At 64.9% G+C, this 21,503-nt stretch carries 19 protein-coding genes; 4 read left to right on the top strand and 15 right to left on the bottom strand.

The features are described from left to right. Positions 1–71 precede the first annotated feature (71 nt). Positions 72–614 carry a DUF2062 domain-containing protein gene (locus BLT16_RS10905; RefSeq protein WP_089658544.1) on the top strand — a complete coding sequence of 181 codons (543 nt, stop codon included), beginning with the start codon at positions 72–74 and terminating at the stop codon, positions 612–614. On the opposite strand, the gene BLT16_RS10900 is transcribed toward BLT16_RS10905, so the two are convergent. Beyond that, entirely contained in the window at positions 615–1,331 is a 717-nt protein-coding gene (locus BLT16_RS10900; protein ID WP_089658543.1) for an ABC transporter ATP-binding protein, read from the bottom strand. Continuing rightward, a complete protein-coding gene (locus BLT16_RS10895) occupies positions 1,324–2,565 on the bottom strand; it encodes a lipoprotein-releasing ABC transporter permease subunit (RefSeq protein ID WP_089658542.1) in 1,242 nt (413 codons plus the stop codon). Before BLT16_RS10895 ends, BLT16_RS10900 begins: the two co-directional genes overlap by 8 nt. A 194-nt stretch (positions 2,566–2,759) precedes the next feature. Here BLT16_RS10895 and BLT16_RS10890 point away from each other — a divergent pair, with 194 nt between their 5' ends. Both BLT16_RS10890 and BLT16_RS10885 read left to right on the top strand, forming a co-directional pair. Then, the gene (locus tag BLT16_RS10890; RefSeq protein WP_089658541.1) at positions 2,760–3,824 is read left to right on the top strand and encodes an agmatine deiminase family protein; all 1,065 of its coding nucleotides are present in this window, start codon (positions 2,760–2,762) and stop codon (positions 3,822–3,824) included. After that, a complete protein-coding gene (locus tag BLT16_RS10885; RefSeq protein WP_089658540.1) occupies positions 3,821–4,717 on the top strand; it encodes a carbon-nitrogen hydrolase in 897 nt (298 codons plus the stop codon). The genes BLT16_RS10890 and BLT16_RS10885 overlap by 4 nt, the downstream gene beginning before the upstream one ends. 173 nt (positions 4,718–4,890) lie before the next feature. On the opposite strand, the gene BLT16_RS10880 is transcribed toward BLT16_RS10885, so the two are convergent. From BLT16_RS10880 to BLT16_RS10865, 4 genes are all read right to left on the bottom strand, one after another. Beyond that, complete coding sequence (locus BLT16_RS10880) at positions 4,891–5,838, bottom strand: Nudix family hydrolase (RefSeq protein ID WP_089658539.1); 948 nt, start codon at positions 5,836–5,838, stop codon at positions 4,891–4,893. A gap of 58 nt (positions 5,839–5,896) precedes the next feature. Further along, positions 5,897–7,105, bottom strand: a complete 1,209-nt coding sequence (gene argJ / locus BLT16_RS10875) for a bifunctional glutamate N-acetyltransferase/amino-acid acetyltransferase ArgJ (protein ID WP_089658538.1) — start codon at positions 7,103–7,105, stop codon at positions 5,897–5,899. Positions 7,106–7,131: 26 nt separating this feature from the next. After that, positions 7,132–9,864 (bottom strand): preprotein translocase subunit SecA, encoded by a 2,733-nt coding sequence (secA, locus tag BLT16_RS10870; RefSeq protein ID WP_089658537.1) that lies wholly within the window; start codon positions 9,862–9,864, stop codon positions 7,132–7,134. 84 nt (positions 9,865–9,948) lie between these two features. Continuing rightward, complete coding sequence (locus tag BLT16_RS10865) at positions 9,949–10,338, bottom strand: hypothetical protein (protein ID WP_245701598.1); 390 nt, start codon at positions 10,336–10,338, stop codon at positions 9,949–9,951. 65 nt (positions 10,339–10,403) lie between these two features. On the opposite strand from BLT16_RS10865, the gene BLT16_RS10860 reads away from it, so the two are divergent. Further along, positions 10,404–10,871, top strand: a complete 468-nt coding sequence (locus BLT16_RS10860) for a DUF721 domain-containing protein (protein ID WP_089658536.1) — start codon at positions 10,404–10,406, stop codon at positions 10,869–10,871. A gap of 99 nt (positions 10,872–10,970) precedes the next feature. Here BLT16_RS10860 and lpxC read toward each other — a convergent pair whose 3' ends face one another. The 9 genes from lpxC to murD all read right to left on the bottom strand — a co-directional run bounded on the left by lpxC (position 10,971) and on the right by murD (position 21,472). After that, a complete protein-coding gene (gene lpxC, locus BLT16_RS10855) occupies positions 10,971–11,882 on the bottom strand; it encodes a UDP-3-O-acyl-N-acetylglucosamine deacetylase (protein WP_089658535.1) in 912 nt (303 codons plus the stop codon). A gap of 111 nt (positions 11,883–11,993) precedes the next feature. Continuing rightward, positions 11,994–13,166 (bottom strand): cell division protein FtsZ, encoded by a 1,173-nt coding sequence (gene ftsZ, locus BLT16_RS10850; protein WP_089658534.1) that lies wholly within the window; start codon positions 13,164–13,166, stop codon positions 11,994–11,996. A 33-nt stretch (positions 13,167–13,199) separates the two neighbouring features. Continuing rightward, positions 13,200–14,489 (bottom strand): cell division protein FtsA, encoded by a 1,290-nt coding sequence (gene ftsA / locus BLT16_RS10845; RefSeq protein ID WP_076748488.1) that lies wholly within the window; start codon positions 14,487–14,489, stop codon positions 13,200–13,202. A gap of 196 nt (positions 14,490–14,685) precedes the next feature. Continuing rightward, a complete protein-coding gene (locus tag BLT16_RS10840) occupies positions 14,686–15,417 on the bottom strand; it encodes a cell division protein FtsQ/DivIB (protein ID WP_089658533.1) in 732 nt (243 codons plus the stop codon). 6 nt (positions 15,418–15,423) lie between these two features. Beyond that, positions 15,424–16,365, bottom strand: coding sequence for a D-alanine--D-alanine ligase (locus BLT16_RS10835; RefSeq protein WP_089658532.1), 942 nt, complete (start codon positions 16,363–16,365; stop codon positions 15,424–15,426). After that, on the bottom strand, positions 16,362–17,840 hold the full coding sequence (murC, locus tag BLT16_RS10830; protein WP_089658531.1) for a UDP-N-acetylmuramate--L-alanine ligase: 1,479 nt from the start codon (positions 17,838–17,840) through the stop codon (positions 16,362–16,364). Before murC ends, BLT16_RS10835 begins: the two co-directional genes overlap by 4 nt. Further along, positions 17,812–18,864, bottom strand: a complete 1,053-nt coding sequence (gene murG, locus BLT16_RS10825; RefSeq protein WP_089658587.1) for an undecaprenyldiphospho-muramoylpentapeptide beta-N-acetylglucosaminyltransferase — start codon at positions 18,862–18,864, stop codon at positions 17,812–17,814. Before murG ends, murC begins: the two co-directional genes overlap by 29 nt. A gap of 29 nt (positions 18,865–18,893) precedes the next feature. Further along, positions 18,894–20,117 carry a putative lipid II flippase FtsW gene (gene ftsW, locus BLT16_RS10820; protein WP_089658530.1) on the bottom strand — a complete coding sequence of 408 codons (1,224 nt, stop codon included), beginning with the start codon at positions 20,115–20,117 and terminating at the stop codon, positions 18,894–18,896. Continuing rightward, the gene (murD, locus tag BLT16_RS10815; protein ID WP_089658586.1) at positions 20,114–21,472 is read right to left on the bottom strand and encodes a UDP-N-acetylmuramoyl-L-alanine--D-glutamate ligase; all 1,359 of its coding nucleotides are present in this window, start codon (positions 21,470–21,472) and stop codon (positions 20,114–20,116) included. The genes ftsW and murD overlap by 4 nt, the downstream gene beginning before the upstream one ends. Between the last annotated feature and the right edge of the window lie 31 nt (positions 21,473–21,503).

Here is a 21,503-nt window from a genome sequence, read left to right as displayed (position 1 = left end):
CGTGGCGGGCCATGAGCCTAGTGTGGATAATAGCTGACTTCGAGCCACTCCAGCGCCACGACGAGCCCACCATGCCGCGCCGACTGCTACAGCGCTACATGCCCCACCCCGATACCTTGAAACGCAATCGCTCGCTGCGTTTCATGGGGCACCTGATCGGCGATCCCTCACTGTGGGTGTTGTCACGACGTAGCGTGGCCAACGCTTTCATGGTGGGATTGTTCAGTGCGCTGCTGCCGATTCCCTTCCAGATGGTGGTCGCGGCGTTCGGCGCCTGGCTGCTGCGCTGCAATCTGCCGCTCTCGGTGGGGCTGGTGTGGATCACCAATCCGCTGACCATGCCGCTAATCTTCTATGGCAACTACCGCATCGGTGCCTGGCTGCTCGATACCCCGGCACGCGAAGCGCCCACGCGCCTTTCGACGCGCTGGATCGCCGAGCAGATGGTCGACATCATGCCTATCCTGGCGATGGGCTCGCTAGTCTCTGCGGTAGTGGTGGGACTTGCCGCCAACTTGATCATTCGCCTGATCTGGCGCTGGCAGGTGTCGCGTAGCTGGCGCCGCCGGCGCTTACGTCGGCGGCGCAGTCAACGTGATGACAAGGAGTGCTGATCAAGCCGCCGAGAGGCGGCCAGCGTCTAGGCGTAGCACGCGGTCCTGATGCGCGGCCAGCGCCGTATCGTGAGTCACCACCACGAAGGCGCAGGCAGTGGTCCGCGCCAGCTCGTCCATTAGCGCCAGGATGCTCGCCGCAGTGGTCTGGTCGAGGTTGCCGGTGGGCTCGTCCATCAACACCAGGCTGGGGTCGGTGATCAGTGAACGGGCAATCGCCACCCGCTGACGCTCACCGCCGGACAGCTCGCCGGGTTTGTGCTCGGCACGTTCGGCCATACCCACCCGGCCCAGAATCTCCCGCGCTCGGACCTGAGCCTGCTTGCGGCTCTGGCCGCGGATGATCAGCGGCAGCGCAGCATTTTCCAATGCCGTCAGTTCGGCCAGTAGGTGGTGGAACTGATAGACGAAGCCGATATGACGATTGCGGAACTTTCCCAGCGCCGCCTCCTTGAACTGCGCCAGCGACTCCCCGGCCACCTTGACCTCACCGGCAGTGGGGCTGTCCAGCCCGCCGAGCAGGTTGAGCAGCGTGGTCTTGCCCGAGCCGGAGCTGCCCACCACCGCCACACGCTCACCGGCGTGCACCTCGAGGTCGAGCTCATGCAGTACGGTGAGGTCCTGCGGCCCCTCTCGATAAACACGGGTCAGGCCGCGGCACTCGAGTAGCACCTTGCCGGCTGGCTGGGCGTCGCGATTGATCATGTCATCACTCATAGCGCAGTACCTCGGCAGGTTGAATCCGCGCCGCGCGCCAAGCCGGATAGAGGGTCGACAGGAAGGTCAGCCCGAAGGCCGCGGCGATGATGTTACCGACATCCGTCCAGTCCAGCCGCGACGGCAGATGGCTGATGAAGTAGACGTTGGAGTCGAGGAACTGGATACCCAGCACCGATTCGAAGAAATTGATGATGTCGGAGATGCTCAGCGCCAGTATCACCCCGAGTATCACCCCGATCAGGATGCCGATGATGCCGATCGCCAGCCCCTGGACGATGAAGATCCCCATGATCGAGCGCGGTGTGGCGCCGATGGTGCGCAGGATGGCGATATCGGCATGCTTGTCGGTCACTACCATGACCAGCGTCGAGACGATATTGAAGGCTGCCACGGCAATGATCACCGTCAGCAGCAGCCCGATCATGCGCTTCTCCATCTGGATCGCCTGGAACAGGTTGCCGTGGGAGAAGGTCCAGTCGATGCCGCGATAGCCGCTGCCCAATTCATCGATGATGGCACGGGTCTCGCTGTTGGCGACGAACAGGTCGTCGAGCTCCAGGCGCAGGCCTTCGACGTTGTCGCCCAGTCGCGCCAGGGTCTGCATGTCCTCGATATTGGCGTAGGCCAGCCCGGCATCGAGATCCGCACCAACGCTGAAGATACCGCTGACCGTGAAACGCTTGAGGCGCGGGAAGACCCCCGCCGGAGTGATCGACGCCTCAGGCACCAGCAGCGTTACCCGGTCGCCTACGCTGACGCCGAGACTGCGCGCCAGCATCGAGCCGAGCACCAGGTTCCACTCACCGGGCTGCAGGTCATCGAGACTCCCCCGCTGCATATGCCGGCTGATGATCGATACCCGATCTTCCCAGTCAGGCTCGATGCCGTTGACCATGGCGCCCTGGTTGCGCCCGCCCACCGAGAACATGCCCTGCTGCTGGATGTAGGGGGCAGCGCCGATTACGCGCTCGCGCTGTGTCAGTTGCTCGGCCAACGATTGCCAGTCGCTGAGGCCTTCGCGCGCTTCGATCTTGGTATGTGGCACCATGCCCAAGATGCGATTGCGCAGCTCGTGGTCGAAGCCATTCATGACCGACAGCACCAGGATCAACACGGCAACGCCGAGCATCAATCCCAGCATCGAGGTCAGTGAGATGAACGAGATAAAGTGATTACGGCGCTTGGCCCGCACATAGCGCAGACCAAGCATGATGGGCAAGCGGTCGAGCATCGCGATCGATTCCTTTTCAGAAGGCGCACATGGTACGGCTTTTTACCGTCAGGTGCATCGTTGGCCGTGGCGGGCATCCGGCCCGTCCGCGCCACAGCATGCCAGGCTTGCATCCACATCGACAGCACCCTACATTTGCGCGCATTGACCCCGGCTAGCTGCCGACCACGATCCATCCAGCGTGAGAAGACCGCATGGCGTTACGTCTGTTCCCCGAGTGGCACTCCCAGGATGCCATCCAGTTGACCTGGCCCCACCCCGACAGCGATTGGGGCCCCACCCTGGCGTGCATCGAAGCGACGCTGGACGCCATGGTGGTGGCCATCACCCGCTATCAGTCGGTACTGATCACGGTCGCCGACCCTGCCACTCGCGAGCGACTGGCAAGCAGCTTCTCACGACGGGGTGTACCCGAGGAGCGGCTGCGACTGGTGGTCGCAGCCAGCAATGACACCTGGGCCCGCGACCACGGCCCGATCGGCGTCGAACAGGATGGCCAGGTCGTCTTGCGCGATTTCACCTTTACCGGCTGGGGCGACAAATTTCCCGCCGAGCACGACAACCGACTCAGCCAGCGACTCGCCGCTCAGGGCGTATTTTCTGCCCCCCTCGACACTCGCTCACTGGTACTCGAAGGCGGCGCCATCGAGAGCGATGGCCAGGGTACACTGCTGACCACCGAGGCCTGCCTGCTCAACCCCAACCGCAATCCGCATCTCGACCGCGCCGCCGTGGAAGCCGAGCTAGCGTCATCGCTGGGTGCGACACGGGTGCTATGGTTAGCCAACGGCCACCTCGAGGGCGATGACACCGATAGCCATATCGACACCCTGGCACGCTTCTGCGACCCGCACACCATCGCCTATGTCCACTGCGATGACCCTCAGGACCCTCACTATCCGGCGCTTGACGCCATGCGCGGCGAACTCGAGGCGCTGCGCCAGGCCGACGGCACTCCCTACCGGCTGGTGGCGCTGCCCTGGCCGGCGCCCTGCTTCGACCCGGACGACGGCCACCGGCTGCCGGCGACCTATGCCAACTTCCTGATCATCAACGGCGCGGTGTTGGTGCCCACCTATGCCGACGCCGCTGACATGCGCGCCCTGAGCGCCCTTGCCGACGCCTTTCCGGGGCGCGACATCATCCCCATCGACTGTCGCAGCGTGATCCGCCAACATGGCAGTCTGCACTGCCTGACCATGCAGCTGCCCCTCGGCAGCCTGGCAGGCGTTTCCCACTCAGCGGAGGGATCCTCATGAGGTCCACTGTTACGGTTGGCCTGGTTCAGCAGGCAGCCTGGCCGGACAAGGCCAAGAGCCTGGCCGAGAGCGAGCGCGGCGTGCGCGAATTGGCGGCGCGCGGCGCCCAGCTGGTGATGCTTCAGGAGCTGCACGCAACCCACTATTTCTGCCAGTACGAAGACCCGGCGCTGTTCGATCTCGCCGAGCCGCTGGACGGGCCCAGCGGTCAGCGCCTGGCGGCGCTGGCCGCCGAGCTCGACATCGTCTTGGTCGGCTCGCTGTTCGAACGCCGCGCCGCCGGCCTCTATCACAATACCGCGGTGGTCTACGACCGCCAACGAGGCCGTGTCGGTCACTATCGCAAGATGCATATCCCCGACGATCCGGGCTTCTACGAGAAGTTTTACTTTACCCCAGGCGACGTCGACGCGACCCAGGGCTTTCAACCCATCGATACTTCGCTGGGTCGCCTCGGCCTGCTGGTGTGCTGGGACCAGTGGTACCCGGAGGCGGCACGCCTGATGGCGCTGGCCGGTGCCGAGCTGCTGCTCTACCCCACCGCGATTGGCTGGCACCCACCGGATGACGATGACGAGAAGCGTCGCCAGAAGGACGCCTGGACGCTGATCCAGCGCAGCCACGGCGTGGCCAACGGGCTGCCGGTGCTGGTCGCGAATCGCGTCGGCCACGAGCCGGATCATTCCGAAGTGAGCCCAGGCATCGACTTCTGGGGCGGCAGCTTCGTGTGCGGCCCCCAAGGCGAGCTGCTGGCCCACGCCGGCGAGGAGAGCGAGCTGCTGCTGGTCGAACTCGACATGGCCCGCGGCGAAGAGACCCGGCGTATCTGGCCCTACCTGCGCGACCGGCGCATCGACGCCTACGGCGACCTAACCCGACGCTATCGGGACTAGCCGAGCGCCGAGCGCCGAGCGCCGAGCGCCGCAGGATGATATCTGTATTGGGAATCGCGGCAGCAAAAAGCCTCGTCGATATGATATCGACAAGGCTTTTCCTCGCTCACTGCCAGCACCCGTCGCCCGACACTAACCTGCTAGGCGCCGGGCGCTTGTCGCTGGGCGCTGAATTACTTCCAGAAATCGCGGATCGAGGCGATGCCCTGGGCACCCACCGCGCGTGCGTGGTCGGCATCGTAACGGGTCATGCCACCCAGCGCGAAGACCGGCATGCCGGCTGTTTCCACCAGCTGCTGGAAATCGTGCCATCCCAAGGGGTCGGCATCCGGGTGGGTCGGCGTGGTGCGCAGCGGCGACAGAGTGACGAAGTCGCAGCCGATCCGCGCCGCCTGTTCGAGCTGTGCGCGATCATGGGTCGAGGCGGACAGCCATTTGCCTTCAGCGATGGGGCGCCGCTCGAGACTCATCAAGCGCTCGCTGGTGAGATGAATGCCATCGGCATCGACCTCGTCGAGCAACGACGGTTCGCCGTTGAGCAGCAGCCGGGCAGCGTGTTCACGACATAGCGCCAGCGCCTGCTCGGCGCGCGCCACATAGGCCTCGTGCGCGAGGGTCTTGGCGCGCAGCTGTACCAGACGAATGCCGTCTTCACGCAGCGCCCGCTCCAGCTTGGCCAGGAAGTCGGCATCGTCGTCCTCTTCGGCGCTGATCAGATACTCGGTGGGCAGCATCACCGCACGCAGGATCGGCAGGTTGGCCGCCGGGAACGGATAGTTGACCAGCTCCTCCATCGGCACCCAGCGCACCGCCTGGCCCTCGCGACCGAACGGCTCGCCGGCGAACTCATGGACCTGCCATACATCCAGCAGGATGTGCTTGTCGGGGTATTCGTGGTGCACGCGGATCAGCGGCTGGGCACGCTGAATCTCCACCCCCAGTTCTTCATGCAGTTCGCGACGCAGCGCTTCGAAGCCGGTTTCATAAGGGGCCAGCTTGCCGCCCGGAAACTCCCACAGCCCCCCCTGATCCACGGTGGAGGGGCGCCGCGCGATCAGCACCTCCTGTCGATCGCGACTGACGATGGCGGCGGCCGCCACATGTACCCGTCTCTTGACCATTATCCTCGTACCCTTGTCTTCACGGGCGCACCCGTACTTCTCTCAGCGTTAACGACGCTCAACTGCGGTAGTCGGCGTTGATCGATACGTATTCGTGGGACAGATCCGAGGTCCAGACCGTGGCGTCAGCCTCGCCGCGCCCCAGCCGGATGCGAATGGTGATCTCCTCTCCGGCCATCACCGCACTGCCGGCTTCTTCGGTGTAGCTGGCAGCGCGTCCGCCATGTTCGACCAGGCGCACGTCGCCCAGGTCGATGACCACCCGACCGACATCGAAATCCGCCACCGGTGCGCGCCCTACCGCCGCCAGGATCCGACCCCAGTTGGCATCCGACGCGTAGAGCGCGGTCTTGACCAGGGGCGAGTGGGCCACGGTAAAGGCCACGTCCAGCGCCTCCTGGCGCGAGCGCGCCTCGCTGACCTCGAGGGTCACGAACTTGGTCGCCCCCTCGCCATCGCGAATGATCGCCTGGGCCAGCACGACCAGCACCTTGTCGAGCGCCGCACGAAAGCGCGCCACGTCCTCTGCAGCGCTCACCGCCGGACCTTTGCCGGTGGCAATCAACATGCAGGCATCGTTGGTGGACGTGTCACTGTCCACGGTGATGCAGTTGAAGGAGCGCGCCACTCCCTCGCGCAGCCAGTGTTCCAGATCGGCCTGGGCGATGCTGGCATCTGTAGCGATGAAACCGAGCATGGTGGCCATGTTCGGCTGAATCATCCCCGACCCCTTGCTGATGCCGCTGATGGTGACCGTTTCACCGCCGATCTCGACGCTAGCCGTGGCGCCCTTGGGGCGCGTATCGGTGGTCAGGATGCCCTCGGCAGCAGCGGCCCAGCCATCGGCATCGAGGCTCTGCAGCGCCGCGGGCAAGCCTGCCATCAGCCGCTGCATGGGCAGCGCCTCGCCGATCACCCCGGTGGAGAACGGCAGCACCGCGGTGCCCGCAACATCGGCCAAGCGCCCCAGCTCTGCGCAGCTGGCCTCGGCATCACGCATACCGACGTCGCCGGTACCCGCGTTGGCATTACCGGTGTTAATCAGCAGATAGCGTGGCGTCTCGAGTCCCAGATGACGCTTGGCAACGTGCACCGGTGCCGCGCAAAAGGCATTGCGCGTGAAGGTGCCCGCCACGCTGGCGCCAGGGGCGATCTCGATCACCACCAGATCGCGACGCTCGGGTTTCTTGATGCCGGCCATGGCGGTGCCGAGCCGCACCCCCTCGATCGCCGGCAGCGCCGGAAAGGTGTCCTTGCCAACGGCCATGCGCGTATCTCCTCACCTAATGGGTATCAGCTCAGCTTGCCGCAACACTGCTTGTACTTCTTGCCCGACCCGCAGCTACAGGGGTCGTTGCGTCCCACCTTGGGGCCCTCACGACGCACCGGACGGCCGTCGGCACCGGGCGCCGGGCGAGCGGGCTCGGCGTCAGCCGTCGGATCGTCGTCGAGCGCCTCATGGCGCATAGCCGCGCCTGCTTTCTGGCGTTCCAGCGCTTCGCGACGCTGACGCTCCAGCTCCTCGACCTCATCCGGACGGCGCACCTTGACGTGGCTGAGAATCCGCGTGATATCGGACTTGATGTTGATCAGCAGATCCTGGAACAGGGTGAAGGACTCGCGCTTGTACTCCTGCTTGGGGTTCTTCTGGGCATAGCCGCGCAGATGAATGCCTCGGCGCAGATGATCCATCGCCTGCAGGTGCTCCTTCCAACGCGAGTCGAGGACCTGCAGCATGACCTGCTTCTCGAAGCGCCGCATCAGCTCTTCGCCGACGGTCTCGACCTTGGCGGCATACACCTCGCGGTGCTGGGTCTGCAGCCGCTCGCGGAGCTGCTCCTCGTGGAAGCGGTCATCGTCTTCAGCCCACTGCACTACCGGCGCATCGATATTGAACTCGGTCTTGAGGTGTTCCTGGAGCCCTTCGAGGTCCCACTGCTCCTGCAGGCTCTGGGGCGGCACGAACTCGCTGATGGCCAGGTCGAGCACCTCTTCACGGATTCCCAACACGTTCTCCGAGACATCCTCAGCGCCGAGAATTTCGTTACGCTGCTCGTAGATCACCTTACGCTGGGCGTTGGCCACGTCGTCATATTCGAGCAGCTGCTTGCGGATATCGAAGTTGCGGCTCTCGACCTTCTTCTGCGCCCGCTCGACGGCATTCGAGACCATCTTGTGCTCGATCGCCTCGCCGCGCTCCAGGCCCAAGGCCTGCATCAGGCGCTGCACGCGATCAGAACCGAACAGCCGCATCAGGCTATCTTCCAGCGACAGGAAGAAGCGCGTCGAGCCGGGATCGCCCTGGCGCCCGGAGCGGCCGCGCAGCTGATTGTCGATGCGCCGCGACTCGTGGCGCTCAGACCCGATCACATGCAGCCCACCGGCGGCCAGCACCGCCTCATGGCGCGCCTGCCACTCGGCCTTGGCCTGCTCAATGTCGGCGCTGCTCGGATCGTCGAGCTTGGCGACTTCGGCTTCCCAGTTGCCGCCCAGCACGATATCGGTACCGCGACCGGCCATATTGGTGGCGATGGTGATGGCACCGGGACGCCCGGCCTGGGCGATGATCTCGGCCTCGCTCTGGTGCTGCTTGGCGTTGAGCACGTTGAAGTCGAGCTTGGCCTGGCGCATCAGGTCGGCCAGATACTCGGATGTCTCGATCGAGGCGGTGCCTACCAGTACCGGACGCCCGGCCTCGGTCTCGGCCTGGACCTCCTTGATGATCGCTTCGAATTTCTCTTCGCCGGTCAGATAGACCAGATCGTTAAGGTCTTGGCGCGCCAGCGCCCGGTTGGTCGGGATCACCATCACGTCGAGGCCGTAGATCTGGCGAAACTCGAAGGCCTCGGTGTCGGCGGTCCCGGTCATGCCGGCCAGTTTGTCGTAGAGACGGAAGTAGTTCTGGAAGGTGGTCGAGGCCAGCGTCTGGCTCTCGCGCTGCACCGTGACACCCTCCTTGGCCTCCACCGCCTGGTGCAAGCCCTCCGACCAGCGCCGCCCGGGCATGCTGCGCCCGGTGTGCTCGTCGACGATCACCACCTGGCCGTCGTTGACGATGTAGTCGACGTCGCGCTGGTAGAGATGGCGGGCGCGCAGCGCAGAATGCATGTGCTGCAGCAGGTTGAGATTCTGCGCCGCGTAGAGCGAGTCATGCTCGCCGAGCAGCCCTTCGCTGCGCATCAGCTCCTCGACCCGGTTGTGGCCGTCCTCGGTGAGCTCGACCTGCTTCTGCTTCTCGTCGAGGAAGAAATCGCCGCTGGCCGGATCCTCGGGATCGCTGCACTTGGTCAGCCCCAGCGCCAACCGGTCGACGACCTTGTACATCTCGGTGTTCTCTTCCACCGGCCCGGAGATGATCAGTGGCGTGCGCGCTTCGTCGATCAGAATCGAGTCGACCTCATCGACGATGGCGTAGTGCAGTCCGCGCTGGACCTTGTCTTCCAGCGAGAAGGCCATGTTGTCACGCAGATAGTCGAAGCCGAACTCGTTGTTGGTGCCGTAGGTGATGTCGCAGGCGTAGGCGGTGCGCTTCTCTTCGCCGCTCTGGCCGGAATAGATGGTCCCCACCGAGAGGCCCAGGAATTCATACAGCGGACGCATCCACTCGGCATCGCGGCGCGCCAGGTAGTCGTTGACAGTGACCACATGCACGCCCTTGCCGGGCAGCGCATTGAGATACACCGCCAGGGTCGCGACCAGGGTCTTGCCTTCGCCGGTCTTCATCTCGGCAATGCGCCCGCGGTGCAGAGCGAGACCGCCGATCATTTGCACGTCGAAATGGCGCATGCCCATCACCCGCTTGCTCGCCTCGCGCACGGCGGCAAAGGCCTCGGGTAGCAGGCGGTCGAGGGTTTCACCGCCGGCCAGTCGCTCACGCAACTCATCGGTAATGTTGCTGAGGGCAGCATCGTCGAGGGCTTCGTAGCGCGCCTCGAGCTGGTTGATTTCAGCAACCGGCCTGGCCAGGCGCTTGACTTCACGGTCGTTCTTGGAGCCGACCATCTTGCGTAACAGAGAATTCAGCATTGCGTGTTCACTCGTAGCATGGAATCGAAACACAGCGTGCCGACCGGCATCACGCGGTCGCCGCTGGCGCCCTCTCGGGCGGCGTCAGGTGGAGTGAGCGAACATGTCAGGAGGGCCGCGACGCGACAGTACGTCGACGCCAGCAACCCGGGGCAGCAGACGCGGCGGTGGAAGTGGGCAACCGGCCTGGCGCTGCACGACCTCCCGGCGGCGTGCCATCGGCAACCAGCGCCGTCGACGCGCCAAGCGCCGACTTTCAGCACGAATGCTGTCCGGCACCAGCCAGCAGATCTGCACCACGCGACTGACCAGGCGCACATCGCCCTGGGCCAGCCCCGCAGGCAGCAGGCAACCGACCAGCAGGCCGGCCAGCCACCAGCGGCTACGCAGGCGCCGCCGCGTACCGTTCGCGGTATCCCGACCGGCATCCGGCGTGGGAGCCTCGCGCGAAGAAGCTGGATCGGCGTGACTCATGCTGTCGATGTACTCTCTGGCATGCTAAATTGCCTGTTATCGCCTGGCGTCCTGAGTGCAAGCCCATGAGTATAAAGGTTAAGCGTTTCCGCGCCCAGCCCGTGGCTCGGCTTCTGGGCGGACAGGGTGAACTTGGCGGACTGATGCGCATGGCGCAGCTGATAGGTCGTGCCCAGCAGCTGCTGCGCGAGCAGCTGCCCGAGGAGGTGCGCGAGCATGTTTTCGTCGGCGGCTACCGCGACGGCAAACTGACGCTGATCACCGACCGCGCCGTGTGGCTCACGTGGCTGCGCTATGAGCAGCCGCGCCTGCTCGCTCTGCTGCATCAGCATCGACAGTTCGAGGCGGTACTCGGCTTCACCCTCAAGGTCCGTCCGGTACGCCCCCCCAAGGCACCGCCACGTCAGAGTCGCGCGCTCTCGGCCAGTGCCGCCGACGAACTATCGAGCTGTGCCGCTGACACCCGCAACCCACGCCTCAAACGCGCCCTGGAGCGACTCGCCAGCCACGCCGAGCGCGGCGAATCACGCTAGCCTCGCCCATCGCAAAAGCGCCGCCTCCCATGAGGAGGCGGCGCAATATCAGCCCTGGCACCCACGATTATTACCACCGCCACTTGTCGGCGGCAGCGCTTACGCCATGGCCGGTGCGGCGTAGGAGATCGGCGCGCGCTGAGCCTCGTCTTCGAAGGTCACGATCTCGAAGGAGTCGGGGTTTGCCAGCATCTCACGGCACAGCTGGTTGTTCAGCGCGTGGCCCGACTTGATGCCGCGAAACTCGCCGATCAAGCTATAACCTAGCTGGTAGAGATCACCGATGGCGTCAAGCACCTTGTGCTTGACGAACTCGTCGTCGTAGCGCAGTCCGCCTTCGTTGACGATGCGATAGTCGTCCACCACGATGGCGTTGTCGAGGCTGCCGCCTAGCGCCAGATTGTGCGAGCGCAGGAACTCGAGATCGCGCATGAATCCGAAAGTGCGCGCCCGTGATACTTCCTTGACGAACGAGGTGGTCGAGAAGTCCACGCTGGCGGTCTGCTCACGCAGCTCGCTAACCGGATGATCAAAGTCGATGGCAAAGGCCACCTTGAAGCCATTGTGGGGCAGGAACCGCGCTTCCTTGTCGCCTTCGCGCACCACGATTTCACGCTTGATGCGGATGAACTTCTTGGCTGCCTGCTGCTCCTCGATGCCCGCCGACTGGATCAGGAACACGAAGGGCCCGGCACTGCCGTCCATGATCGGCACCTCGGGGGCGCTGACGTCAACGAAGGCGTTGTCGATGCCCAGGCCGGCGAAGGCCGACATCAAGTGCTCGACGGTCGCCACCTTGACACCGTCCTGGGACAGCGCCGTGCACATGGTGGTGTCGGTGACGTTCTCGGCCCGCGCCGGAATCATCACCTGGGGCTCCAGGTCGGTACGCACGAAGATGATGCCGCTGTTGGCCGGCGCCGGACGCAGCGTCAGGTAGACTTTTTCACCAGAGTGCAGGCCAACGCCGGTCGCACGAATGGTGTTCTTGAGAGTACGTTGTCTAATCATGGGCAGTAGCCAGGCTGATATTAGTTATCAAACACTGTTCACTATAACAGCGAACGAGCGTTTCAACAAAAAAAACATCCCTGACCACCCCTATGCTATCGATAGCACGCCTCAATCGGCCTGACGACGCAGGAACGCCGGGATGTCCAGGTAGTCGTCAAGCTCCTGCGACTTGTTGCGCTTCTCGGCGCGTGCCTTGACCGCCGCTTCCTGCTCGGACTTGGCGGCCTGCTGGCGCATCACCGCCGGCTGCTGCTGCAGCGTACGGTAGTCGGCAGACTCGGGACGCGCCGCCACGGTCTCGCGCGGTGCGGCTTTCTGCTGACGACCTTCGAGGCCCGCCGCGACCACGGTGACGCGAAGCTCATCCGACATATCCATGTCGATGGAGGTACCCACGACGATGGTGGCGTCCTGGGAAGCGAATTCCTGGACGGTGGCACCCACATCGTTGAACTCGCCAATAGAGAGGTCCGGACCGGCAGTGATATTGACCAGGATGCCCCGCGCACCGTGCAGATCGATATCTTCCAGCAGCGGACTCTTGATCGCTTTTTCGGCGGCTTCGCGAGCGCGATTCTCGCCGGTGGCACCGCCGGTGCCCATCATCGCCATGCCCATCTCGGACATCACGGTGCGCACGTCGGCGAAGTCGACGTTGATGATACCCGGGCTGGTGATCAGCTCGGCGATGCCCTGCACCGCACCCAACAGTACGTCGTTGGCGGCACTGAAGGCAGTCAGCAGACTGGCATTCTTGCCCAGCACCGCGAGCAGCTTTTCATTGGGGATGGTGATCAGCGAGTCGACGTGCTCGGAGAGCTCCTTCATGCCCTCCTCGGCGGCGCGCATGCGCTTGGGCCCCTCGAAGGGGAACGGCCGAGTGACCACCGCCACGGTGAGGATGCCCAGCTCCTTGGCCACCTGGGCGACCACGGGCGCGCCACCGGTACCGGTCCCACCGCCCATGCCGGCGGTGATGAAGATCATGTCGGCGCCGCTGATCAGCTCGGCAATGCGCTCGCGATCCTCGGTCGCCGCCTGGCGGCCAACGTCGGGATTGGCGCCCGCTCCAAGGCCCTTGGTGATCTCGCTGCCGAGCTGGAGCACGGTCTTGGCCGCCACCCGCTTGAGCGCCTGGGCGTCGGTATTGGCGCAGATGAACTCGACGCCTTCAATGTTGCTCTCGACCATGTGATTGACGGCATTGCCGCCGCCGCCGCCGACGCCGATCACCTTGATGACCGCGCTGCTTGAGGGTGCGTTATCTACCAGTTCGAACATAAGCCCCGTCTCCTGGACCGCTCACGGCCCGTATCAGAAATTTCCTTTGAACCAGCCCTTGATCTTGTCCAGCGCCGGAAAACCGTCCTTGAGTCCCCGCCGGGAGACGTCTTCCCTTTTCGGCTGTGCCGATACTACTCGTCCGTGGCCGTGGAGGCCATGCCCCTGCCTGGCGTCACGCATACCGTAATGTAGCAAACCGACCCCAGTGGAATAAATCGGATTGCGCACCACGTCGGCCAGGCCCCTGACGTTCTGCGGGCTGGCGATGCGCACCGGCATGTGGAATATCTCCTCGGCCAGTTCGACCACGCCTTCCATCCGCGAGGTGCCGCCAGTGAGCACCACCCCAGCCGCCACCAGGTCCTCGTAGCCGCTGCGTCGCAGCTCTTCGCGCACCAGCGTGAACAGCTCCTCATAGCGCGGCTCGACCACTTCGGCCAGCGCCTGACGCGACAAGTCCCGCGCGGGTCGCTCACCGACGCTCGGCACCTTGATCATCTCATCGCTGGAAGCCAGCTGGGTCAGCGCACAGGCATACTTGACCTTGATGTCCTCGGCGTATTGGGTCGGCGTTCGCAGCGCCATGGCAATGTCGTTGGTGACCTGATCGCCGGCAATCGGAATCACCGCGGTGTGGCGGATGGCGCCCTCGGTAAAGACCGCAATGTCGGTGGTACCACCACCGATGTCGACCATGCACACGCCCAGCTCGCGCTCGTCCTCGGTCAACACCGCGTGGCTCGAGGCCAGCTGCTCGAGAATGATCGCATCGACCTCTAGTCCGCAGCGGCGCACGCACTTTTCGATGTTCTGCACCGCATTGAGCGCCGCGGTGACCAGATGCACTTGGGCTTCGAGGCGCACGCCGGACATGCCCAACGGCTCACGAATCCCCTCCTGCTTGTCGATGGAGAATTCCTGCGGCAATACATGCAGGACCCGCTGCCCTTCGGAAATGGCCCGCGCCCGCGCCGAGTCGATCACCCGCTCGATATCGTATGTGCTGACCTCACGCTCCTTGATCGCCACCACACCGTCGGAATTCATTGAGCTGATATGGCTGCCGGCAATACCGACATATACCGAATGAATGTCACAGCCGGCCATCAGCTCGGCTTCTTCCACGGCGCGCTGGATAGACTGCACCGTGGATTCGATGTTGATCACCACACCCTTCTTCATGCCACGCGACGGGTGCGACCCGATCCCGGCGATTTCGATACCGCCATCGTCAGTGGGTTGCCCCACGATCGCCACGACCTTGGATGTTCCGATATCCAGCCCGACTACCATATTGGAAGCGTTGGGTTGTCCTGCCATGGGTCGTGGTCACTCCTCAAACTTGTCGGTATTAAGTGTCCGTTAAAGTGCGTGCTTAGACATAGACACAATTATAGGAACAACTTGCGTTGTTTCACCAGTAGTCGATGAAAAACATACGTCAGAATACGGGGCTTTTTTAATAAAAGGAACACCCCATAGCGAGACTTGGCGGGAACTCGACGAAAAAAACGCCTTACGAGCCCTGCCCTTCGTCATCGCTGCCGGCATCGGTTTCTCCGTGCCAGGCGACCGCCACCCCATTGGGATAACGCAGGTCGATGTAGCGGATATGCGACGCCTGGGCGCCCAACTGACGCTGCCAAGCGGCGCTCAATCGCGCCAGACGTGCATCACGATCATTACGCCCCAGCATCACCCAGGCGCCATCATCCAGCTGCAGCCGCCACGCCCCGCGAGCTTCGAGTCGCAGCTGGGTAATGGTCAGCCCCAGGGTATCAAGCCGCGCCGACAGGTCGTGGTAATACGTCAGCACCACGGGACCACTCCCCGTCGGCCCGGCCAAGTCTGCCAGGTCGCCGGGCGGCGACACTGGCCCGAAGGCGAAGGGTTCGCCCTCGGGGTTAAGCAGAAAATCATCATTCCAGCGCGCTACCGGGACCTGCTCGACAAGGTCGAAGGAGAGCGCATCGGGCCACTCTCGCGAGACCCGCACTTCCGCTAGCCAGTCGACGTCGCGGGCGGCCCGCCGCAGCTCACCAAGATCCACCGACAGCCAGGTGTGCCCCTGAATCAGAGGAGCCAACTCCTCGCGCAGATAGCCGGCACTGACGTGGCGCAGCTCGCCACTGATCGAGACCCGCTCCACCGGCCGGTCCAGCCATAGCCACAGCGCGCGGCCGCCAGCCACCAGCAGCACCAGGAACAGCATCAACCCAACCAGGGATCTCCGCGCGGCGTCACTCATGAGACCTCAGCGCTCCCTGACGTCATCGAGGGTGGTCGCCAGGATTGAGCGGACCAGCGCATCGAAGTCGTAGCCGGCGTGGGCCGCTGACTGCGGTACCAGACTATGATCGGTCATGCCCGGCACGGTATTGACCTCGAGCAGCCAAAAGCGGCCATCTGCATCGCGCATCACATCGACACGCCCCCACCCTTCGCCGCCAATCGCCGCGAAGGCACGCTGGCACAGCTCACCGAGCTGAGCCTCTTCATGATCGCCAAGACCACACGGCAGGTGGTAGCGGGTAGCGTCGGAGAAGTACTTGGCCTCGTAGTCATAGAAGCCGCTCGGCACCTCGACGCGAATCGCCGGCAATATTTCGTCGCCGAGCAGCGACACCGTATATTCCGGCCCCTGAATGAAGCGCTCGGCCATCACCTGGGCATCGAAGCGCGCCGCTTCCTGGTAGGCGGCGGCCAGTGCCTCACGGCTGTCGACGATGCTGATGCCCAGGGTCGACCCCTCATGCACCGGCTTGACGATCAGCGGCAGCCCCAGCCGTTCGCAGACCCCGTCCCAGTCGGCATCCGCGCCAAGAATCACGCTCTCCGGGGTGGGCAGCCCCAGCGCCTGCCAGACCTGCTTGGTGCGCTGCTTGTCCATGCCCAGCGACGAGGCCAGCACCCCACTGCCGGTATAGGGAATGCCGAGCAGCTCCAGTGCCCCCTGCAGGGTGCCGTCTTCCCCGCCGCGCCCGTGCATGGCGATGAATACCCGATCCGGGGCCAGCGCCTCGAGGCCGGCCAAGCCGCCGTCGGCCAGGTCATAGCCGGTCACGTCGAGGCCGCTACGCTGCAGCGAGGCAAGCACCGCGGCACCGCTCAGCAGCGACACTTCACGCTCGGCGGAGTCGCCGCCATACAGCACCACCACACGGCCGCAGGCGTGGTGAAAAGGGCTCTGATTCATAGTGCCACCTTGTCCAGATTCAGCTGCGCCTCGGCCAACGCTTGTGAGATCCCGCCGACATCACCGGCGCCCTGGGTAATCAGAATATCGTCGGGGCGCAGCACGTTGGCGAGCAGCGAGGGCAACTCGGCCTTGCCTTCGACGAACAGCGGATCGACTTTGCCGCGCTGGCGGATCGAGCCGGCCAGGCTGCGCCCTTCGGCCCCAGGCAGCGGCGCCTCCCCCGCGCTGTAGACGTCGAGCAGCAGCAGCGTGTCGACGCCGGAAAGTACCCGTACGAAGTCCTCATAGAGGTCGCGGGTGCGCGAATAGCGGTGCGGCTGGTAGACCATTACCAGCCGCCGTTGAGGCCAGCCGGCGCGCACTGCGCGGATCACCATCTCCACTTCTCGCGGGTGGTGGCCGTAGTCGTCGACCAGCATCACCTCGCCGTCGCCACCCGGCGACGCGAAATCACCATGCACCTGAAAGCGCCGCCCGACCCCGGCGAAGCCCGACAGGCCGCGCTGGATCGCCTCGTCACTGACCCCGGCATCGGTGGCCACGGCGATCGCCGCCAGCGCATTCAGCGCGTTGTGCTCCCCGGGCATCGCCAGACGCACGGCGAGGGGGGCCAGATCGCCGGGGCGGTGCGCGGTGAAGCACACCTCACCGGCCCGCTGTGTGAAGTCGGCGATGCGGTAGTCGGCATCGGCGCTGAAGCCATAGGTGACGAACTGACGATGTACATCGTCGAGCAGCCCGCGCACGTTATCGTCGTCGATGCACAGGATCGCCAGGCCGTAGAACGGCAGGTTGTGCAGAAACTCGATGAAGGTGCTCTTGAGGCGCTCAAAATCACCGCCGTAGGTGGCCATGTGGTCGGCGTCGATGTTGGTGACGATGGACACCATCGGCTGCAGGTGCAGGAAGGAGGCATCCGACTCGTCGGCTTCGGCCACCAGGTAATCGCCCTCGCCGAGACGCGCGTTGGTGCCAGCACTGGTCAACTTGCCGCCGATCACGAAGGTCGGATCGAGCCCGGCCTCGGCCAGCAGCGTAGCGGTCATGCTGGTGGTGGTGGTTTTGCCGTGGGTACCGGCCACCGCAATGCCGTGGCGGAAGCGCATCAGCTCGGCGAGCATCTCGGCGCGTCGCACCACCGGTACACGGTGATCGTGGGCCCAGCGTATCTCGGGGTTCTCGGCATCCACGGCGGTAGACACCACCACCACATCGGCACCTTCGGCATGGCGCTGGTGATGGCCGATACAGACGTCGACCCCGCAGCCGCGCAGGTGCTCGACCACGCTCGATGCCTTGAGATCGCTACCGCTCACGCAGTAGCCCTGGTTGGCGAGGACTTCGGCAATACCGCACATGCCGGCACCGCCGATTCCTACGAAATGGATGCGCCGAATGCGCCGCATGCCGAGGCCGGCGCTGGTGGTGTGCGAAGCATTGATATCAGTCAAAAGCAGTCTCCATGCAACCATCCACCAGGCGCTCGATGGCGTCGAGGCGCGCTTCGCCTCTGGCCTGCACGGCCATGGTGGCAAGCGTATCGGGGGCCAGCAGCGCCTGCAGGCGCTCGGCCAGGGAATCGGGGGTCAGGGTCGCCTGAGGCATCAGCTCGGCAGCGCCGGCATCCACCAAGGCCTGGGCGTTGGCGGTCTGATGATCGTCCACCGCGTGGGGAAACGGCACGAACAAGGCGGGCTTGGCGGCGGCAGCCAGCTCGGCCACGGTCAGCGCACCAGCCCGGCACACCACCAGGTCGGCCCAGTCGTAGGCGGCCGCCATGTCGTCGATAAACTCGCTAACCTCGACGTTTACCCCGACAGTGGCATAGGCCTGACGGGTCGCCTCGGCCTTGTCGCGTCCGGCTTGATGATGGACCGCAGGGCGCCGTTTTTCCGGCAACTGCGCAAGCGCGTCCGGCAGGCACTGGTTAAGCGCCTGGGCGCCCAGCGAACCGCCCACCACCAGCAGCCGCAGCGGCCGCTGCTTCAGCGTCTCGGCGCTGCGCGTCTCCTCCCCGAGTGCGGCGATCTCCTCACGCACCGGGTTACCCACTACCTCGGCGCGCCCGCCAAAAGCTTGCGGAAACGCGGCATAGACGCGTCGCGCCAGGCGCGACAGTGCCTTGTTGGTCATCCCGGCCACGGCGTTCTGCTCGTGGATGATCAGCGGTCGGCGCATCAGCCACGCAGCCAGCCCGCCGGGACCGCTAGCGAAACCGCCCAGCCCCACCACCAGCTGCGGATCCAGCGTGCGGATAACGCCACGCGCTTGAGCAACGGCGCGCAGCAGTCGCCACGGTGCTTGCAGCCAGCCGACAGCACCATTACCACGCAGTCCGGCAATATCTATGCAGTGCAGTGGGATACCCGCGTCCGGCACTAGGCGGTTCTCGATGCCGCGCGGACTGCCCAGCCACTCGACATGAACGTCCTGGGCCGCCAGGCCACGCGCCAGCGACAGCGCCGGGATCACATGGCCACCGGTACCGCCAGCCATGATCAAGACACGCCGAGGAAAACGCTGACTCACTTGGCAACTCCTGTCGATCGCACACCGGCGGCGCTGCGCGCCCGCGGTGCCGTGGGTTGAGCGCGCCGCTCGGCGCGCCGTGTCTCGGCATCGACGCGCATTAGCAGGCCGATCATCGCCGCACTGACCAATAGGCTCGACCCGCCGTAGCTGAGCAGCGGCAGTGTCAGGCCCTTGGTGGGCAGCATCCCGGTACTCACCGCAATGTTGATGAACGCCTGGGAACCGATCACCAGCGCAATGCCATAGCTGAGGTAGGCGGCAAACGGCAGCCGCACCAGCTCGGCGCGACGGCCGATCTTGAGGGCGCGAAACACCAGCAGGGCAAACAGTCCGACCACCGCGATGGCCCCAAACAGCCCCATCTCCTCGGCCAGCACGGCAAACACGAAGTCGGTATGGGCCTCAGGCAGATAGAAGAGTTTCTGCACGCTGTTACCCAATCCCAGCCCCAGCCAGTGTCCCCGACCGAAGGCGATCAGCGCCTGAGTCAGCTGATAACCGCTGGCGAACTGATCCGCCCAAGGGTCGGCAAAGCTGGTCAGTCGCGCCAAGCGATAGGGCTCGGCAATGGCGACGTAGAAGCCCAGCACCCCAACCGCCAGCAGTAGCAGCCCGAAGCGCCACAGCGGCGCGCCGGCCATCAGCAGCATGCCCATCACACAGCCGGTCATGACCACCACGGCCCCATAATCGGGGGCCAGGATCAGCAGCAACGCGATCACCGCCACCACCAGCAGCGGGCGCATGAAAGCGCCCCAGTATTGGCGCACCTCGGCCAGGAAGCGCTCCAGATAGCCGGCCATGTAGACGATCAGGCACAGCTTGGTGACTTCCGACGCCTGGAGATTGAAGGGCACGCCGGGCAGCGACAGCCAGCGCTTGCTGCCATTTATCTCGCGACCAAAGATGAGTACCAGCGCGAGCAGCACAATGCCCACCAACAGCAGCAACGGGCCATTGACCTTCCACCACGCTAGCGGCACCCGCGACACGCCAATGCCCACCCCCAGCGCCACCAATACGAAGACGCCATGGCGCACGCTGAAGTAATAAGGGTTACCGGTCAGGCTCGAGGCCACTTCGGTAGACGCCGACGTGACCATCACCCAGCCGATCAGCAGTAGCGATAATGACGCCAGCAGCAGCCAACCGTCGAACGGCTGATCCGCGGTGGAGAAACGCGCCGCCAGCGCGCGGGTTTTGGAGCCTGACTTCATGGCTTGGCCTCCGCCTGCCGGGCTAGCACCCAGCGTCGAAACTGATCGCCGCGATCCTGGTAGTTGGCGAACTGATCGAAACTCGCGCAGGCCGGCGACAGCAGCACGCAGTCGCCGGGGCTCGCCAGCGTTTGCGCCAACGCCATGGCCGCTGACAGGTCCTCGACGCAGTGCGTTTCGACGGCAGCGCCCAGTGCCCGGGCCAGGCGCTCCGCGTCCACCCCGAAGAGTAGCGCCGTACCCACGTACTCGCCCGCGGCAGTGGCCAAAGGAGAAAAATCGGCCCCCTTGCCGACACCGCCAGCGAGCAGGATCAGCTTGCCGGAGAGCGTCGGCCCAATGCCGCGAATCGCCGCCAGGGTCGCCCCGACATTGGTGCCCTTGGTGTCGTTGATCCAACTCACACCATCGATCTCGGCGATCCACTCACAGCGATGCGGCAAGCCGGCAAAGTGCCCCAGCACACCGCGCATGACCGACACCGGCAGCCCCAGATGATGGCCCACGGCCAGCGCCGCCAGCGCATTGGCCTGGTTGTGGCGCCCCGGGAGTCGCACCTCACCAGCCGGCATCAGGGGGGCGCTGCCATGCATCAGCCACGCCTCCCCGGCGTGCTGGCCGATGCCCCACTCTCCGGCTCTGGGGGCCTGGGTTGTGAAACTGTCCTGTGCTGGCAAAGGGGTCTCGGGCCAGGTCATGGGGTCCTCGGCGTTGACCACCCCATGGCGGGTGCCATGGAAGACCCTGAGCTTGGCGGCACGGTAGCCGTGCATATCGCGATGGCGATCGAGGTGGTCGTCGGAGAGGTTCAGAAAGACCGCGCTCTCGGCGCCCAAGCACGGCGTGGTCTCGAGCTGGAAACTCGACAGCTCGAGCACATGGAGGTCGGCATCCGGAGTGTCGTGCAGCAGGTCCAGCGCCGGCGTCCCCAGGTTCCCCCCCACCGCCACCCGGCGTCCCGCCTGCTGGGCCATCTCGCCGAGCAGGGTGGTCACGGTAGACTTGGCATTGGAGCCGGTGATGGCGACGATCGGCGCCTGCGTCGCGCGCACGAACAGCGCGATCTCACCCACCACCAGCGGTTCGCCAGTGGCCGCCCGAGTACGTCCGGCCAACTCGGCGATCCCCGGCGTGGCGGGATCGACCCCGGGGCTCAGCACCACCTCCTCGACCTGGCTCAAGTCGAGACCGGTGAGTGGCCCACAGTAGATCTCGACGCCGGGATGTGCGGCATGGAAGTCATCGAGACCAGGCGGCGCCGGACGGGTATCGGCCACCATGTAGGGAACTCCCTGGCGACTTAGATGACGACAGATCGCTCGCCCGGAGATCCCCAGCCCCACCACCAGCGTCATGCCCGGCGGTACCGCAACCCGTTCCGCTGAC

It is taken from the genome of Franzmannia pantelleriensis, assembly GCF_900102875.1.
In the GTDB taxonomy this organism is placed as follows: Bacteria; Pseudomonadota; Gammaproteobacteria; order Pseudomonadales; family Halomonadaceae; genus Franzmannia; species Franzmannia pantelleriensis.
This window is presented reverse-complemented; position numbering and strand designations above follow the sequence as displayed.

What these genes read in the sequence shown, in the direction of transcription:
- murC (WP_089658531.1), bottom strand. Translation starts at nt 17,840, where the DNA reads ATGGTTGCATGGAGACTGCTTTTGACTGATATCAATGCTTCGCACACC.
- BLT16_RS10890 (WP_089658541.1), top strand. Translation starts at nt 2,760, where the DNA reads ATGGCGTTACGTCTGTTCCCCGAGTGGCACTCCCAGGATGCCATCCAG.
- BLT16_RS10880 (WP_089658539.1), bottom strand. Translation starts at nt 5,838, where the DNA reads ATGGTCAAGAGACGGGTACATGTGGCGGCCGCCGCCATCGTCAGTCGC.
- argJ (WP_089658538.1), bottom strand. Translation starts at nt 7,105, where the DNA reads ATGGCCGTTGGCAAGGACACCTTTCCGGCGCTGCCGGCGATCGAGGGG.
- BLT16_RS10865 (WP_245701598.1), bottom strand. Translation starts at nt 10,338, where the DNA reads ATGAGTCACGCCGATCCAGCTTCTTCGCGCGAGGCTCCCACGCCGGAT.
- ftsZ (WP_089658534.1), bottom strand. Translation starts at nt 13,166, where the DNA reads ATGTTCGAACTGGTAGATAACGCACCCTCAAGCAGCGCGGTCATCAAG.
- murD (WP_089658586.1), bottom strand. Translation starts at nt 21,472, where the DNA reads ATGACGCTGGTGGTGGGGCTGGGGATCTCCGGGCGAGCGATCTGTCGT.
- BLT16_RS10860 (WP_089658536.1), top strand. Translation starts at nt 10,404, where the DNA reads ATGAGTATAAAGGTTAAGCGTTTCCGCGCCCAGCCCGTGGCTCGGCTT.
- BLT16_RS10885 (WP_089658540.1), top strand. Translation starts at nt 3,821, where the DNA reads ATGAGGTCCACTGTTACGGTTGGCCTGGTTCAGCAGGCAGCCTGGCCG.
- BLT16_RS10905 (WP_089658544.1), top strand. Translation starts at nt 72, where the DNA reads ATGCCGCGCCGACTGCTACAGCGCTACATGCCCCACCCCGATACCTTG.
- ftsA (WP_076748488.1), bottom strand. Translation starts at nt 14,489, where the DNA reads ATGGCAGGACAACCCAACGCTTCCAATATGGTAGTCGGGCTGGATATC.
- ftsW (WP_089658530.1), bottom strand. Translation starts at nt 20,117, where the DNA reads ATGAAGTCAGGCTCCAAAACCCGCGCGCTGGCGGCGCGTTTCTCCACC.
- BLT16_RS10895 (WP_089658542.1), bottom strand. Translation starts at nt 2,565, where the DNA reads ATGCTCGACCGCTTGCCCATCATGCTTGGTCTGCGCTATGTGCGGGCC.
- BLT16_RS10840 (WP_089658533.1), bottom strand. Translation starts at nt 15,417, where the DNA reads ATGAGTGACGCCGCGCGGAGATCCCTGGTTGGGTTGATGCTGTTCCTG.
- lpxC (WP_089658535.1), bottom strand. Translation starts at nt 11,882, where the DNA reads ATGATTAGACAACGTACTCTCAAGAACACCATTCGTGCGACCGGCGTT.
- murG (WP_089658587.1), bottom strand. Translation starts at nt 18,864, where the DNA reads ATGGCTGGCGGTACCGGTGGCCATGTGATCCCGGCGCTGTCGCTGGCG.
- secA (WP_089658537.1), bottom strand. Translation starts at nt 9,864, where the DNA reads ATGCTGAATTCTCTGTTACGCAAGATGGTCGGCTCCAAGAACGACCGT.
- BLT16_RS10835 (WP_089658532.1), bottom strand. Translation starts at nt 16,365, where the DNA reads ATGAATCAGAGCCCTTTTCACCACGCCTGCGGCCGTGTGGTGGTGCTG.
- BLT16_RS10900 (WP_089658543.1), bottom strand. Translation starts at nt 1,331, where the DNA reads ATGAGTGATGACATGATCAATCGCGACGCCCAGCCAGCCGGCAAGGTG.